Origin of the sequence: Paenibacillus sp. NPDC057886, from assembly GCF_042796655.1 — a bacterium.
Taxonomy (GTDB): Bacteria; Bacillota; Bacilli; order Paenibacillales; family Paenibacillaceae; genus Paenibacillus.
In genome coordinates this window covers 69,056-84,580 of sequence record NZ_JBHVMZ010000005.1, presented here as the reverse complement: position 1 = coordinate 84,580, position 15,525 = coordinate 69,056, and the positions used below count along the sequence as shown (strand labels likewise).

Genomic DNA, 15,525 nt, shown 5'->3' with positions numbered 1-15,525 from the left:
AAGACGCAATCCTTACCCGAACTAAATGACCGGACGCCAACAACCAGCAAGCCTCCATATGGAAGCCTGCTGGTTGTTGTTTTATCGGCTATAAGCTATTTCTGCTATTTGTTACTCACTGCCTACCCTGATCTTCAATGAGTCCGGGCTTTTGCCGTTATGTTTATTTTTCATTAACCCGGGTAACCACAAATGGCTCGTTCAACGCATGCAGGGCTGCGGCCATATCTTCAACCGAAAGGCTGCCGCCAGCCGAAATATGATATTGAAACTCATAGAAGCCGCCCAAGGTCGCTTTGAAATTCGTTTCCCAATAATTCGTCATCAGCCAGGCATAGGCTTCCGGTTGAGCATCAGGCGCTTGCTGGTTGTGGACCTTTCTGGTCCCGTAATCCAGCGTTCCCCATTGCACGAGAGGTGTGTCCGGGACGGCAAGCAGCAGGCTGCGGTCATTATCCTGCCAGGCAATGCCCGACTGTACAGCGGAATAATCCAGGCAAGTACCCGGAATCTGATCCTTCCAAGGGCGAACGAGGCCTCCTGGCTTGTCGGCAAACAGGGTAACTGGCCCAGTGCCTCCCGTGGTGAACGGCAGAGCGAGATAAACGTTCTCCGGATTCCAGATGCTCTCTTTATGGAACCGCGCCGAAATATCCATCCGGTTTTGACGGGTATAGATGCGCAAATGCAGTGAAAAATAGGCGATGCCCTTGAGCTGATAACCAAGCTCAACGGTAGCATACAGCGGTCCATTATCCACCGCGCGCACAGAGATGAGCTGACCAACCGAACGCTCCACGTTAAGGCCTTTACGGTTGCGTCCCATTTTGGAACGGACACTCCAAACCTGAGAAGCATCCGCAGGGTTCGCTGGATTTGTCACCTCATAGATGGGTGTAAACGCCCCATACAGATCATCCGCTTTCAGCAGTTCGCGTCCTGTCTCCTTATCGATCCACGAGACAATGCCGCGCTCTTTCGACCAAGTCAAGCGTACAAAAGGTGACTCCAGCCCAGTTTGGCAAACGGAGACCGGCGCTTGCTGTCCACCTGTCGTTAAGGAATACATATCCTCCATATCGTACACCTGGTCAGCGCCAATCAGCTTCGAATTGGAGGTTGACGTTAAGGAAGAAAGACTCTTCTGCGCTGCCAGAATTGGGCGCAGGATCAGTATGCAGCTCTCCATGCCTTGGAGCTTAAGCTCCGCAATAATCGTCTGTGGGTGGCTTGACTGCTGGATCAGCACCTGTCCCGTGTCCTCCCGGATTACTTCTACTCCGTTCAACAGCTCATCCGGTTCCCATCCTTCAAGCTTCAACTCAACCAACTCGGTTACCTCCCGCTCCGAGAGATTCGTTACCTTGAAACGATAAGGACGCCCCGGGTACAAGGTGGCGGCATTATCGGCAAGCAGTACCTGATCTAGCGCGCGGTAAGCAAGCCTGCTTGCCTCTGCAGCATGAGCTGTTTTGCGGACCTCAAGCATCTGCACATTTTTGTGCCACGGTTCATAAACAGAGGAGTGATAACCCCAAGTGTGTTCGGCATAAAGAGTAAGCGCCTGCTCTACAGCCTCAATTTCCTGGAGACTAACACTCTTCTGTTCAGGGTCGAGCTTTTCCACCTTGCGAAGTGTCCGCTGTGCGTCACGGTAAATCTGAGTGTGCATCGGTGTGGAGCTCACACCGTCCGACCACCAGTCTGGCCAATCCCCTTTATGCACAGGCAGACCATCCGTCCCTTCCTCCTTCAAGCGGGCAAAAAAGCCGCTCAACGTGCTCATCTCCACGGAAATTCCCTCGCCGTTTTGACGGTTCCATGTATCGATCCATTCCATGATTGCGCTATTGGGCGATCCGTTGTCTGTGGGCAATCCGGACAGCATCATCGGCACGAAATCATATGGATACTGTTCCGCCTCAAGCTGGGCCAAGTACCGGTGGATGCGAATATTGGCGATTTGATCATGAATGTTCGCCGGTTCCACAAGTCTGTGCCCGAATTCATCACGAATCATGTATTTGCCAAGCGCACCAGGGCAGAAGCCAAGCTCGTTGCCAAGCATGTAGTGGTCTCCATTCCAGACCAGCAGGCGTTCCCCACTTGGGGCTTCCCACCAGAAAGGGGACTGCTTGCGGCCCAGCGCATACATGCCGTGATGGGTATGTATACAGCTGAATAAATGTCGGATTCCGTTATCCAGCAGGCTGTCGGCATATCCCCAGCTGTAGCCGTTGATATCCGCCGTCATCGCACTGTCTATTGGGTGACCGATAGATTCGGCATAGGTCTGAGCTTTGCTGTGTATTTTGTTCAGCAACTGTAGGTCGGGCAGCTCGGTCATATTCAAATACGTGCCGGAGAGCTCGATATCGCCGCGCCGCACGGCATCGGCAAATGCAACTTTTTCCTCGTCTCGAGCCTGCTTCAGGAATTGCTCCACAGCCCAGAAGGTCTCACAGGTCCAACGGAACCCTTCCCACTCGGGGTTTACACCGTTATGAGCATCATTAACAATACGCAGTGCCTGACGGATAAAATCGATATGATATTGTTCAATCTTCTCCTGCCGGTCGGTATAACCAATGTCAGTATGGGAATGGTGAATGACATATATTTTCCATTTCCGTTCAAGTGTCGGGATGGCGGCCTGTTTGATTTGTTGTTCGAGTGTCATCTTTTTTTCTCCTTTATTGGTGGATTAGGTACCTTTTACGAGTTGGAAAATCCCGTGAAACACATGCTCCTGCATTTGTTTCTCATTATGCAGAGGCATCTTCTCGGGCAAGAGTGCTTCCGAAAGCGTCCCGCCAAATAGATCATGGGTTTCAGCAATTTGTCCCCCCAAGATCAGACGAGTGGCGCGAAACTCAGCCACGTACGGACGCAGCATTTCCCCAAGCCGCTGGCCGTAAAGCTGCCATACACGGATGGCAGAGGAATTTCCCTGTCTGGCCGCTATCGCCAGATGGTACACGTCCTCTCCCTGCCTTCGAGCATCATGGCTATCTGCCAAGGCCAAAATCCCTCGGCTTCCGAACAGATTATCCACAGTTCCTCCGTTGTATTGCTCGGCATACAACATGCCTGAGTCGGGAATTCCCCATTTTCCGCTGACAATGGACCGGTTCTCAACAAAAGCGGAGCCAAGGCCCGTTCCCAATGTAAGGCAAAGCAATCTTTCCTGCGGAAAAAGCCTACTGACCCCCAGAGCGAACAGGGCAGCATCATTGCCAAAACGAATATCTGCGGCGGCAAGCTGGGTCATCCATTTAGGCGCGGAACCTTTTGATGCAAGCGCCGTTAATTCACTTCGCAGCAGTGTTTTTAAATTGACTTCATATAGCTGTTCGTATTTATTCAAACCCTGGATACGGGAAACACCTGTGTCGTATTCAAAAGGGCCGGGGAAAGCAAATCCGATGTGAAAGTTGGGAAAACTGGCCCGGGTTCCTTTAACGGAACTTAGCTGCTGCATGTAGGCGAAGTATGCAGCAGCAAGCTCCTGAATCACGTCGACTAGGTTGGCGGCAATTTCATACGCGCTACTGTCGGAGCGCGATGACCTTTTGACATAAAGTTGTGGTAGAAGATTCCCGTCACTCAGTACGACGGCACCCTTCAAAAAGGTCCCCCCGGCATCAATGGCAATCGTGACGTCAGGGTTCATAAACGCTCACCAGATCTCCAGTGATGCGGAAGCAGAGGGGTGTTCCAGTCTGGCGAAACCTGTGCCCGGATCAGGGTGCATGATCGGTCACCCAGAGACTCCAGACGGAAACCTCCGACGGAGGAAGGAACGATATACGCTTCTGCGTACCCCCACTCCACAGCCGCTGCCTCATCATCAAGCGGAGTAAGCCGCACACGGTCACCTTCTACGAGATTGAACATAACAAACTCTCCAGCCGTTTCGTCGATCCACTCTCCGTCCAGCTTTAATCTTTTGATCTGAAAAAGCAGATCCTCCCGTTCACCCAGCAGTTCTTCCCTGCTGTCTCCCTGTACCCGGCTTTCCTTTGGAACCGCTATCAAATGCTTCTGTACGTAATCAGTGTCAAACTGTTCCTGCATGTTGGCTCTTGCATGATCGCCGTTGATCGGACGTGGCCGCCCGTCTCTATCTAGCCGCAAATGGTCGTATATTTTGAAGGTAAACCACCAGGTTGTCGAAGAAATCTCCAGCACCAGGTTGTTTTTGCCCGAAAAATGTACGGCTCCCGGCGGGATCAGAAACAGGTCACCCTTACTCGCATCCCAAATGTTCACATATTCTGCGATCTTCAGCGGTTTTCCCAAGGTGTGGGCAGATTCAACCGCCTGAAGCAGCTCCTCCCCGGTTGTTCCCTCCGTGAAACCCAGTCCCACAAAAGGTTTGGCACCTTCCTTCTGTTCCATAATGTAATAGGATTCCTGCTGCGTCATCGTTTCATTGAAGGTCTGCTCGATGTAAGCCTGCCGGGGGTGGACCTGCAAAGACAGATGATCCCCGTCTATCGTATCGAGATAATCAAACCGGATCGGAAAATAGTCGCCAAACAGTTGGACATTGCGCTCGCCCATAATTTCTTCTGGATGAGCGGATAGTAGTAGCGGGAAGGGAAGCTCTACTATAAAATCCCGATAACCGATTAATAACGTGTTCTCCGGTGCGATAGGTTCAAACCCCCATGCACAGTTATTCCAATCTTGGGGCAGGTCGCATAGTTCTTTTAAATACTGTCCGCCCCAAATCCCTGGTGCAAAAAACGGCTTTACTCGAAAAGGCTGTCGGGCTGCCAAAGCCAAAAGTCGGCGCAGCATGGGGACGGTGACCAATACGGGTCGTTCCTGGTTGTTCGTATCCACATAGTAGTCAAAATCGTACAAGCTACGTTTCCGATACTCCTCCCAGACGGGCCACTCCAAAAACAAAGCCTGTTTATAGGTTTCGACCGTATCCCGGCAAGGACCTAACCCCAGAGAACCCATCCCCTGCTGATGCAGTTTCTGCTGTGCCTCTCTGGATAAGTCGCAATAAAGAGAAACGTTGGCTAAGCCTGATGCTTTAGAAAGAAAACCAGAGCCTGGCCCAAAGGTCACTACGATGGGGGTCAACTGATTTGCCTTTGGCGACTGGGCCTCAGCATTTTCAGCTGAATTATAAAGACGTAGTTGATCCTCCACCTCACTGAGCCAGGCCGACTGCGCATGTGGTCGGAAATAATCCTCGACACTGACGTCCGAGGCCACAACGCCAAAAGCACGGTTATCCGTCAGATAAGGGTGAAACTGCTTCAGCAAATCTGCTGATTTCTTTAAATAATCAGCGCTGTCTATTTCAATTAAAACCCTGCTCTCCCGGTGGCAGCGCCACCGGAGTATTTCCAGAAATTCGCTGAATGCGGCGCCGTGCGTACCGTCAATGACCATATAAAAGGGAAACAAATCACTCTGTACACATTCGGGCCAAATTTGATCAAGCCATTCTTCATACCCATTCCAGATCCCGGGTTCGGTCTCTTGGTCGGGCTGAAGCCGAATGAAATTAACTGGGTTGGTTTGAAAGGTCAAAGGGGCTATTCGGGGCATGTTTAAACCTCCAACTCTATATCGATTTATGTTCATCATTGTATAGGGAGTTGGAGGTGCTGTCTTTAAACGATCAAGCTGTATTTTTGTACAATCAGGACATTTGGGGTGGGTAATGCATTTTGCCAGAACGGCCTTCGGCAAACTGAATACGGCGGAATTTGGCCGGGGAAACACCAAGCTCGCGGGTGAAGATCCGGGTAAAATAGTGCACGGATTGGAACCCGCACTGGATGGCGATATCTTTGATTGGTGTCTGTTCATTTAACAGGAGCCCAGCCGCTTGCTGCACACGTCGTTCCTGAATGTAGTGGACGAAGGACTGCCCCAGATTTTCCTGAAACAACCGGGTCAGGTGGCGGGACGAAATGTGGAGGTGCCTTGACACCGTCATAAGCGTAAGCTCATTGATCAAATTATCATCAATGTACCGTTTGGCCTGGCGGAACAACGTATTTGGTTCCACTGGCTGATCACCCGTGCCCGCCAAGTTCGATCGAGCTGGAACGTGCAAATCTGCTATCGATAACAGAAGAGAAGCGGAAATTTGCTTTACAGCAAGAGGAAGAGTTGCTCCAGGCTGGTTGAAAGAAGTAATGAGCGCTTGCCATAAATGGCCAGTTGGCATAAGGTCCGCTTGCTGAGCTACACTTTGCCCAAGCTCGGCAAGACGACGGAAGGATTCGGTATAATAAGCATCAGTGTCAGCTTCATCCAGTTCAAAAGCAACATAACAAAGCGTCAGTCCAGTCTGGCTGCGGATTTGATGCCATATGCCCGGAAGAGATAGAAAAGCCGTTCCTTTATTTAAAGCATAATGCTGATTTTGTTCTACGTAGCTTCCTTCACCGTCTACCACATAACAGGCCTCAAAAAAGGAATGCCGGTGGAAGGCATTATCAAAATGGTCGGGCATGAATCCCCAATACAAAATGGACAATGAAAGCCCTGTTTGCTCCACTTTTGTAATATAACGATTGCATATGTGATTGGCTCTGCGGAAGCTGGCTTCGATGGTCATGGCATTCCTCCCCCTTCAAGCTCTCATTATACGTTTGCATAACAAAAAGGCAAACCGGAAGTCAGTCTGCCTCTTCTGACATCAGAAAATCCGATTGCGCCCAGTATCAGCAATCGGATTTTTGTGTACAAATTATTGTTCAGCCATTTTTAGAAAATACTCTGAGGCCAAACGGACAGCCAGAATACTCGCACTATTGAGGGAATTATCAAATATAAGAACTTGGTTGTTTTTCACCGCCTCCAGTGAGTTCCATACCTTCGAAGATTCCTTTTCCTTCACAGCTGCCTTTGCAACGTCAATATCATGCTGGATAATAATATAATCGGGATTCATGTCGTATAGCCCCTCCAGCGTAAGCGCCTCGCCACCCTCAGGATATCCCTTCGGTGCCAACAATCCAAAACCTGCAGTTTGATTGTAATACATTGTATTTTTAGATCCTTGAGCATTAAAATTAGCTTTTCCATCAACCCGCAACAAGGCAAAGGTCTTATCCTCAAGAGTACCTAACTGCTTTTTCGTTTTTGCTATCATTTCTTGGGTTTCCTTAATCAATTGTTCCGCAAGCTCTTCTTTTCCAACAATCTCAGCACAGAGCATCGTCGTTTTTTCCCAGGTGTCCGTGTAATCAATTAAGATGACTGGAGCAATCTTGTTCAACTCGTCATAAATGGTATCCACAGACCCCTTAAAAGTTACAATTACATCAGGCTGAGCCTCAATAATCTTTTCCAAATTCGCTGAGTCGCTGCCCAAATCAATAATCTCAGCAGATCCGGCGTAAGGCTGTAATGTAGCAAACTTCTCCATTGCTTCTACCGCGCTTATTGATGCGATTGGAGGAGTATCCAAAGCAAAAAAGTAATCTAAGTACAAGGGATGTAGCACCGCTGTGTATACAATGTTTTATGAATTCCCTAAATGATCACGCAACGTTTCCCCGGTATATTCACTTCTGAACAATCCTCTTTCAACCAACTTTGGAATCAGCTTTTCAAAGAATATTTCCATCGATTTTTCTGAACCACCTGGCAGAGCGATGAAGCCATCAATAGCGCCAGCCTCAACTCGCTCAATAATATCATTCATTACCGTCTCAACTGTCCCCACAGATACCCAATGGGCAGATCCGACAACCTCCGGCCGATTCAGGATATCATTCACTGTAGGTTGATATTTTGTAATATACCGGCGCAACAGCTCGGCATGTGTGCGGCTGCGAACGGCCTGATCCGGATCAGGAAGCATATCTTCAGTTACGCGTTGAACCAAGGGGAAACCGCTTAGATCAAGCCCCATCAACGATTGCAGAGAGGCAAGTCTGCGCTCAAGACTCAAATGGGCATGAGCAGCCTTATGTAATTCAAGCGCTTCTTCGTGCGTATCGGCCAGGAAAAAATATAAACCCGGCAAAACTTTAATCGTCTTTGGATCGCGCCCATGCTCTACAGCTCTTTTTCTCAAATCACTTCGCAATTCCACGCCTGATTCAAGATCCGGCATTGCTGCAAAAATAGCATCCGCTACGGAAGAGGCAAAATTCCGTCCAATATCCGAAGCACCAGCTTGAAACAGAGGAATGGTTCCCGATGGATGAGAAGGTAAAGTAAGCGGCCCTTTTACATTGAAAAATTCACCGGAATGATGAATAGCAGTCACTTTTTCCTTATCAGAAAACATGCCTGACTCACGGTCAATAACAATTGCTTCATTCGGAAAACTATCCCACAGCTTGCATACCACATCCGTAAACTCCATTGCCTTCGCATACCGTTCTTCCGGTGATGGCATGGGTGAATTGCCGAAATTATCGGCCCCTTCAATAGAAGTGACAATATTCCAGCCGGCACGTCCATTACTTAGCCAGTTCAAGGATTGAAGCTGCCGGGCAACCACATACGGCGGATTAAACGTGGTGGAAATGGTCGTAACCAGTCCAATCCGGTTGGTTTCACGAGCTATTGCTGCAAAAAAACAAAGTAGGATCCGGACTGCCGAAATTAGAAGAATCGCCTAACATCTGCGGGCTAATATACAGATAATCTGCTCTGAAAAGGAAATCGAGCTTCGAGTTCTCCGCTACTTTTGCCCAATGAATATAATAGTCAATGGATCCTGTCTGCTTCACTCCACTATCCGGGTGTCGCCAACCGTCACCTTTATTCCATGTTGCATTTAAGGACAATCCAATACATAGTTGTCTGTTTGAAGTCATTTCTACCAACCTTTCTTATTACTTATCATTGATGTGCTTCTAGAAAGCCCTGAGGTCTAGATTTAGGCCTTATTTAATAATAATGATTCTCATTATCAAAAAAGTGTAGCAAGGATTCAAGAAAAGTTAAATACACAAGTTACAAATTCGATATGCACAATTATCTAAACTATGCTTGAGTAGCTTATAATCAAAGTTAGTCGTTCCTGTGGATATATTTAATTAACTTAACCTTACCTATATCGATATCGAATGTAATACATTCTTTGGCATTGGGAGGATTGTGTGGACCGTAGTAAGTGCTGACTTCATAATGGCAGTCTTTCAAGGTTTGCTGAACGTCCTGCAATTAAATATTAATAATATCGAAAAAGCCGAAGAAGCTTTTATGAGGGCGTCGGATTTTGCACGGATATTTGATATAAAACGACTAAACCCAAACAATGTTATCTTGCTTTACGCACTAGGTGCTCATCTATATTGCGTGAACAAATTCCCTGAGAAATCGATTGAACTCCTAAAAAAATATGTGGATACCTGCGTGGAAGGATTCTTTCCTTTTGAGCTTCGTGGAGATTCCTTTTTTGACCTGATTGATCCGTGGCTGAAAGATTTCGACGTCTCCGCCCCACGCAGCGAGCAGGTTATAAAGAATAGCATGATGAGGGATGTTCTGATGAATCCAGCGTTTAATTCCTTACGTGAAGTTCCCGAATATCAACGACTAGTTCAAAAAATGAATCATTTTTTAGAAGAGACATGTTAATTGGAGGTTATGGAATGAACGAAAAACGAATCATTGGCAAAGAAACGAAATATCCTCTAAATGGAATTTTGTCACTGCCAGAGAACTGTACATCAAAAGTTCCAGCCGTGGTATTGGTTCATGGCTCTGGCCCTGCGGATATGGATGAAAAAGTCGGCAATAATTACCCTTTTAAAGACCTTGCCGATGGGTTGCCCGAAAAAGGAATTGCCGTGCTGCGATATGACAAAAGAACATTCGTCTATGGAAAAGAAATGAAAAACGATACCGGATTATCCGTTAAAGAAGAAACCATTGAGGATGCTATCCTCGCAGCTGACTTATTACGCCAAGACTCACGTATTGATTCAAACCAAATATTTATTATAGGTCATAGTTTAGGCGGGATGTTAGCTCCACGAATTGATGCAGAAGGTGGACATTTTGCGGGTATCATTATTATGGGTGGGTCTCCACGAAAATTAGAAGCGATTTTGATGGACCAGAATGACGATGTTTTGAACTCGTTGAATCTGTTTTTGAAAATGATTGCGAAGAAACAAATAGCAGCACTATCATCCAAGTTTAATAAAATCTATACGTTAAGTGATGCAGAAGCAAAATCAACTGTCGTTTTGGGGAAATATTCTAGAGCCTTCTACTTCAAAGAAATGGGAGAACATCCATCCATTAATTACCTTAACGTATTAGATAAACCCATACTCATTTTGCAGGGAGATCAAGATTTTCATGTATCCGTAGACAAAGATTTTAAGGGTTACCAAGACTTGTTGGGAGAAAAGCCTAACGTAACGTTTAAACTTTATCCCCACTTAAATCATTTATTTATGCCAGCTGTTTATGGGGAAATATTAAAAATGAAAAAAGAGTACAAAGTTGCACAACATGTAGATAAGAAAGTGATACATGACATTGCTGAATGGATTCATTCAGTTTAGGAAAAAACATCGTTCATACCATGCTGGATCAAAGAGCTCTTTACAGAGCTCTTTCTATTTTTCAAATAAACCCCTCGGTTGAATGAAACATCTCATCTATGAACAACGAACGAAGTTTTACGTTTATCGCAAAGGTAATAATTTTCCCTTTGAGCAAATTTGCCTAAAGGGCAAATATAAGTTAAGATGATCCTGAGAAAGGAGTCGTGTAAAACCATAATGAAGTTAACAACTTACAATTGCTTCCCTCCCGAAACAACCATGACGGAGGTGTACGCATAAGCGGAAAATGATGGCCAAACCAACTTTGCGGCATTTAAAAAAAGAAGCGACAGAGCAATCGCTGGCAATCGCAGCATTTGAACTTGCGCTTGAACATGGTCTGGATGGTTTCGTTGTTGAAGATATCGTGCAAAAAGCCGGTTACTCCAGAAGAACTTTCGCAAACTATTTCACTTGCAAGGAAGAAGCTGTTGCGATGGGAGCTACAGCTGTTCATAATACTGCTGAGTTTGAGAATTTACTTACCGTGATTCCCCCAAATACCTCCTTGCTTGACGTTCTGTATCAACTCATCCAGATGCAGCTTACAGCGGATCTCATAGGAAGATTGCGAGAACTTTTGTTACTTTCGAAAAAATATCCGGTTTTAGAACCGCATTTCCTCGGGGTACTGCATCATATGCAGACGACTGCGCAAGAAACATTGTTAGACTTGTCTAATGGAAATGATGACGAGGTATATACTTATCTTCTTATAAACGCAGTTTACGGGATTATTCTTCCTTTAATTGACGGAAGACTTAATGTGTTGCTCCCTGGACAAAAGAAAACGGACCATCCAAGCACTGAGGCAGTAGCATTTGATGAGTTTTTAGAAAGCATGTTTGGTCATTTGCGCAAAGGATTCTAACGCGCTAGCAACCCATAAACACCATAGAGGGAGTGTAAAATTAGAGAGATGTCTACATTATTGTATAGATTGGGGAAAACGGCTTTTCGTAAACCGGGGTATTTCATCATTGGGTGGGTATTGATTCTGGGTGTTGTCATTTCTATGATCAGCATCAATGGCATTCATATCAGTTCTGAAATGAAAATTGAAGGCACAGAATCACAGAAGGTTTTGGATCAATTAGCTAAAGAATTACCAGCCGCCTCCGGCGGGCAAGGAAGTGTTGTGTTCAAAGCACCTGACAACGAGCGTTTGGATACGCCTGAACGTTTGGCTGCAATGATGAAAGCTGTTAGTGAAGTATACGGATTGAAGGATGTGATTAACCCTGCGGATTATGCAGCTGAGACTAGCAGTTCGGGTGCATCCGCAGACATGGCTCAGGCTGCCAATATGCAGCAATCAGCAACAGCCTCACCTCCTCCCTATGGACCTCTAATGGTGGATGGCGTTCCTGTACCTGGTGTCCTTCTCTCTTCTGACGGTAAAGTTGCTCTGTTTCAATTTCAGTTTACCATTGAGCAGTCTGCAATTACGCAAGACGTATTTGATTCTGTAATTGACTCCGTTATGTCTGCCCAGCAAGGGACCAACATCACCGTGTTACCGGGCGAAACGCTCAAAACAGTAGCGATCGGAGTAGGCTCGGCAGAGATTGTTGGACTGATCATTGCTGTCATTGTTTTGTTAATCACCTTGGGTTCCGTTGTTGCGGCAGGTCTGCCACTTGTCACCGCACTCCTCGGCGTTGCCATTGGAGTAGGTGGTGCATTCTCGATCTCCAAATTTATAGAAATGCCGAGTGTCACTTCCGTCCTGGCTCTCATGGTTGGTCTGGCCGTCGGAATCGATTATGCTCTCTTCATTGTTAATCGCCAGCGCCGAATGATTATTGATCAGCGCTTGAGCGCACAAGAAGCAACAGCAAGAGCGATTGGCACATCGGGTAGCGCTGTATTCTTTGCTGGATTAACCGTTATTATTGCACTTTGCGGTATGCTTGTCATCGGCCTCACATTCCTATCTACGATGGCTTTAGTTGCCGCAGCTACCGTTCTTATTAATGTATTTGTTGCCCTTACTCTATTGCCCGCTTTACTTGGATTGGTGGGTGAACGTATCTGTTCCACTAAAGCACGCGAGAAAAGTACAAAACATCCTAAAGCGGCTGGCCACGGGATCGCTCACAGATGGGTGAAATTCGTTATCAAGTATCGTTGGATCACAATTACTGCCATCGTCGTGCTTCTTGGCGCGGCAGCCACTCCTATAACAAAAATGGAAATGGGTATTCCGGGAGCTTCTTCAGCTAATCTGGACACGACAGCAAGACAGGGTTATGACGCAATATCCGAAGGCTTCGGAGAAGGATTTAACGGACCACTTATTCTGGTCGCGGAGCCTAACAATTCTTCCGCGCAGGTGACTCCGGAACTCTTGGGCAATGTTATGAAGGAACTCCAAAGCCAAAATAACGTTGCACAGGTTACACCGCTAGGCATGACAGAAGATCTGGCTATCTTTAGTCTTATTCCCGGCACAGGTCCTAACGATAAAATCACCAAAGATCTGGTGAATGAACTACGATCTACTGAATCGAGCGTTGCACAGACGAATGACGTTAAGATTGGTGTTACGGGATTCACTGCCGTTAACATTGATATGTCAGCGAAATTAGCGCAGGTATTCCCTATATATGTCGGAATTATTATCTTGCTGTCGCTTATCATTCTGCTCTTGGTATTTCGTTCAATTATCGTTCCAATTAAGGCAACTATCGGTTTCCTTCTTAGCATTCTGGCTACATTCGGGATCACTACTGCTGTATTCCAGTGGGGCTGGCTCCATTCGCTCTTTGGTTTCGACACTGGCGGCCCGCTGCTGAGCTTTATGCCCATCATCGTGACAGGTATCCTGTATGGCTTGGCAATGGACTATCAGGTCTTCCTTGTCAGTTCGATGCGGGAATCATACGTACACGGTCACAGAGGAACAGAGTCTGTTGTTCATGGTTATAATCAGGTAAGTCGCGTAGTCGTTGCTGCAGCTGTAATCATGGTCTCGGTATTTGCAGGGTTCATCTTCACAGATGACGTCATGATCAAACAGATTGGTTTCACATTAGCTGTAGGTATTCTGATTGATGCTTTCATTATTCGGATGGGATTGGTTCCTGCCATCATGGCTATTTTCGGTGACAAGGCTTGGTCACTTCCAAAATGGCTGGATCGCATTCTACCGAATCTCGACGTTGAGGGCGAGAAGCTGATTGCTACACTTCACGCTAAAGATCATTCCAACTCCAAGTCTTAATATGGAATGTTATTCAACGAACTTTGGTCGGATTCAACATCGTCAAGGATTTGAATAATAGTATAAAACGAAAGCCCGTTGACCAGTTCGGTCAATGGGCTTTCGTTTTTTTACTTTCGGTTATTAAAAAAATGATTTAAAACAATTGTTCCTGTCCGAGCTTATGACACATCAAATTTCACTCCATATATATTGAAGATGGCCTTGTATTTATTTTCAAATATTGTCCATCGTTTTTCTGCTCCATACTTTCCATGCAAAGCCCTCAAATAATGGTTAGCGGCTGTTACATCCCCGGATTTCAGAAGGAGATGGAAGCTCTCTTCGCTGAGATGCAAAAAGGGACCTGACATGTAATAATCAACAATGGATCTCGCATCGGTCATCGTTTCAAAGAAACGTATTACTTCTTCCAACCCGGGCAGCAGCAATGCTATCAAATCATCCTTATTCGTATCAGGAGTAACTGCGAATCGATCCGGAACAGCCTGGACAATTTCCCCGATTCTTGCTCTGAAGTGACACTCGGGTTCAAGGGGTGCCGTCAAAATCTCTTTTGATTGGATTTGCGCTAACTCCACTGAATAAATGCCGCAGTTCACATAAAACATGACATTATCCACCGAATTTCCAGAGGATTTTTGGAAATTGAACATGTAAACAAGGTCGTCTGCTTTTCTACTGAAATTCAAACTCTTCTTTGTATAACCGTAATTGGAAAGCAACGGCTTTACATCCTGTTTAATCAGATCGTTAAAGAGCTGCTGCAACACAATCCCTCCTTCTCCTAACCAACTCCATCAGGTTAGTGCATTACTTTTTTAAGCTTTCCATAAAATCGTGCAGCGCGTTGGATACCCACTTCTTCGGATGAAGAACGAGCTGAATTTCGAGTTGAAGCTCTGCATGTTCAAGGGGTAAGGCTTTCAACTCTCCCCGCTCGATTTCCTCCATTACAGCCATTTGCGGCAGAATCGAAATGCCCTCACCTGACTTAATACTTCTTTTGATCGCTTCCGGATTGCCAAGTTCCAGACCGATCCGATAGGGAATTGAATTTGCGCGAAGCACCCTTTCAAGCAACTGCCTGTAATTACAGGTATCTTCAGGCATAATCCATTCCATATCTTTGAGATCATTCAATCCAATCTGTGTTTTGGTGATCAGCGGATGCTGCGGATGGACGATCAGCAAAAGCGGTTCTTGGCGAATGGTAATCCACTGCAAAGCCGGATCGCTCGAATCATCTGCGAGAATAAGTCCGATATCGGCTTCACCTTCCCTGACCTGATGCAAAATTAACCCCTCACGATTCGTATGCAATCGTATGTTCAGATCCGGGTATTCCTTACGGGTGGCTTGCATATATGGAGGTAAAAAGTAAGAAGCGATAGAGTCCATCGTACCGATCGTTAAGGAGCCACCGCCCTGCTTCGCCATTTTTTCCTTGGACTGCTCAAACAGTTCCAACATTTGTCCGGCAAGCTTGAACAGCTCTTCCCCGGCAGAAGTCAGACGAATTTTGTTATTGCTGTAGCGTTCAAACAGTTTGACTTGATACGCTTTTTCCAGCTTCTGAATTTGCGTAGTAACACTGGATTGTGCATAACCCAGCACCTCCGCAGCTCTGGTGAAGCTCTCACGAATTGCGACTTCTCTGAATGTCTGAAGATAGATTAAATCCAACTTGCTCACCTCATCGAAAATATTGATGACAACTATCATTTGTTATAGGTAACT

General features: G+C 46.3%; 12 protein-coding genes and 1 pseudogene. 4 read left to right on the top strand and 9 right to left on the bottom strand.

What is annotated here, in order from left to right; all coding sequences use genetic code 11:
- Positions 1-163: 163 nt before the first annotated feature.
- The 7 genes and pseudogenes from ACFVQB_RS17680 to ACFVQB_RS17650 all read right to left on the bottom strand — a co-directional run bounded on the left by ACFVQB_RS17680 (position 164) and on the right by ACFVQB_RS17650 (position 9,141).
- Positions 164-2,680, bottom strand: coding sequence for a glycoside hydrolase family 38 N-terminal domain-containing protein (locus ACFVQB_RS17680; RefSeq protein WP_379441670.1), 2,517 nt, complete (start codon positions 2,678-2,680; stop codon positions 164-166).
- 24 nt (positions 2,681-2,704) lie between these two features.
- Positions 2,705-3,673, bottom strand: a complete 969-nt coding sequence (locus tag ACFVQB_RS17675) for an ROK family protein (protein WP_379441664.1) — start codon at positions 3,671-3,673, stop codon at positions 2,705-2,707.
- Entirely contained in the window at positions 3,670-5,574 is a 1,905-nt protein-coding gene (locus ACFVQB_RS17670) for a class I mannose-6-phosphate isomerase (RefSeq protein ID WP_379441661.1), read from the bottom strand. Before ACFVQB_RS17670 ends, ACFVQB_RS17675 begins: the two co-directional genes overlap by 4 nt.
- A gap of 94 nt (positions 5,575-5,668) precedes the next feature.
- Positions 5,669-6,595, bottom strand: coding sequence for a helix-turn-helix transcriptional regulator (locus ACFVQB_RS17665; protein ID WP_379441658.1), 927 nt, complete (start codon positions 6,593-6,595; stop codon positions 5,669-5,671).
- A 132-nt stretch (positions 6,596-6,727) separates the two neighbouring features.
- Positions 6,728-7,486: an ABC transporter substrate-binding protein gene (locus ACFVQB_RS17660; RefSeq protein ID WP_379441654.1), complete on the bottom strand. Its 759-nt coding sequence runs from the start codon at positions 7,484-7,486 to the stop codon at positions 6,728-6,730.
- An 18-nt stretch (positions 7,487-7,504) separates the two neighbouring features.
- Positions 7,505-8,813 (bottom strand): annotated as a pseudogene (locus tag ACFVQB_RS17655) (NtaA/DmoA family FMN-dependent monooxygenase).
- Positions 8,814-9,009: 196 nt separating this feature from the next.
- The gene (locus tag ACFVQB_RS17650; RefSeq protein ID WP_379441650.1) at positions 9,010-9,141 is read right to left on the bottom strand and encodes a DUF3888 domain-containing protein; all 132 of its coding nucleotides are present in this window, start codon (positions 9,139-9,141) and stop codon (positions 9,010-9,012) included.
- Between ACFVQB_RS17650 and ACFVQB_RS17645 the strand changes: the two genes are divergently transcribed.
- From ACFVQB_RS17645 to ACFVQB_RS17630, 4 genes are all read left to right on the top strand, one after another.
- A complete protein-coding gene (locus ACFVQB_RS17645; protein ID WP_379442923.1) occupies positions 9,097-9,579 on the top strand; it encodes a hypothetical protein in 483 nt (160 codons plus the stop codon). The genes ACFVQB_RS17650 and ACFVQB_RS17645 overlap by 45 nt on opposite strands.
- A 14-nt stretch (positions 9,580-9,593) precedes the next feature.
- The gene (locus ACFVQB_RS17640; RefSeq protein ID WP_379441647.1) at positions 9,594-10,517 is read left to right on the top strand and encodes an alpha/beta hydrolase family protein; all 924 of its coding nucleotides are present in this window, start codon (positions 9,594-9,596) and stop codon (positions 10,515-10,517) included.
- A 289-nt stretch (positions 10,518-10,806) separates the two neighbouring features.
- The gene (locus ACFVQB_RS17635) at positions 10,807-11,430 is read left to right on the top strand and encodes a TetR/AcrR family transcriptional regulator (protein ID WP_379441644.1); all 624 of its coding nucleotides are present in this window, start codon (positions 10,807-10,809) and stop codon (positions 11,428-11,430) included.
- Between the two features lie 48 nt (positions 11,431-11,478).
- A complete protein-coding gene (locus ACFVQB_RS17630) occupies positions 11,479-13,785 on the top strand; it encodes an MMPL family transporter (RefSeq protein ID WP_379441641.1) in 2,307 nt (768 codons plus the stop codon).
- Between the two features lie 161 nt (positions 13,786-13,946).
- Here the strand turns inward: ACFVQB_RS17630 and ACFVQB_RS17625 are convergent, their stop codons facing one another.
- Both ACFVQB_RS17625 and ACFVQB_RS17620 read right to left on the bottom strand, forming a co-directional pair.
- A complete protein-coding gene (locus ACFVQB_RS17625) occupies positions 13,947-14,558 on the bottom strand; it encodes a DUF4304 domain-containing protein (RefSeq protein WP_379441637.1) in 612 nt (203 codons plus the stop codon).
- 40 nt (positions 14,559-14,598) lie between these two features.
- Positions 14,599-15,471: a LysR family transcriptional regulator gene (locus ACFVQB_RS17620; protein WP_379441634.1), complete on the bottom strand. Its 873-nt coding sequence runs from the start codon at positions 15,469-15,471 to the stop codon at positions 14,599-14,601.
- Between the last annotated feature and the right edge of the window lie 54 nt (positions 15,472-15,525).

What these genes read in the sequence shown, in the direction of transcription:
- ACFVQB_RS17635 (WP_379441644.1), top strand. Translation starts at nt 10,807, where the DNA reads ATGATGGCCAAACCAACTTTGCGGCATTTAAAAAAAGAAGCGACAGAG.
- ACFVQB_RS17630 (WP_379441641.1), top strand. Translation starts at nt 11,479, where the DNA reads ATGTCTACATTATTGTATAGATTGGGGAAAACGGCTTTTCGTAAACCG.
- ACFVQB_RS17665 (WP_379441658.1), bottom strand. Translation starts at nt 6,595, where the DNA reads ATGACCATCGAAGCCAGCTTCCGCAGAGCCAATCACATATGCAATCGT.
- ACFVQB_RS17680 (WP_379441670.1), bottom strand. Translation starts at nt 2,680, where the DNA reads ATGACACTCGAACAACAAATCAAACAGGCCGCCATCCCGACACTTGAA.
- ACFVQB_RS17670 (WP_379441661.1), bottom strand. Translation starts at nt 5,574, where the DNA reads ATGCCCCGAATAGCCCCTTTGACCTTTCAAACCAACCCAGTTAATTTC.
- ACFVQB_RS17640 (WP_379441647.1), top strand. Translation starts at nt 9,594, where the DNA reads ATGAACGAAAAACGAATCATTGGCAAAGAAACGAAATATCCTCTAAAT.
- ACFVQB_RS17675 (WP_379441664.1), bottom strand. Translation starts at nt 3,673, where the DNA reads ATGAACCCTGACGTCACGATTGCCATTGATGCCGGGGGGACCTTTTTG.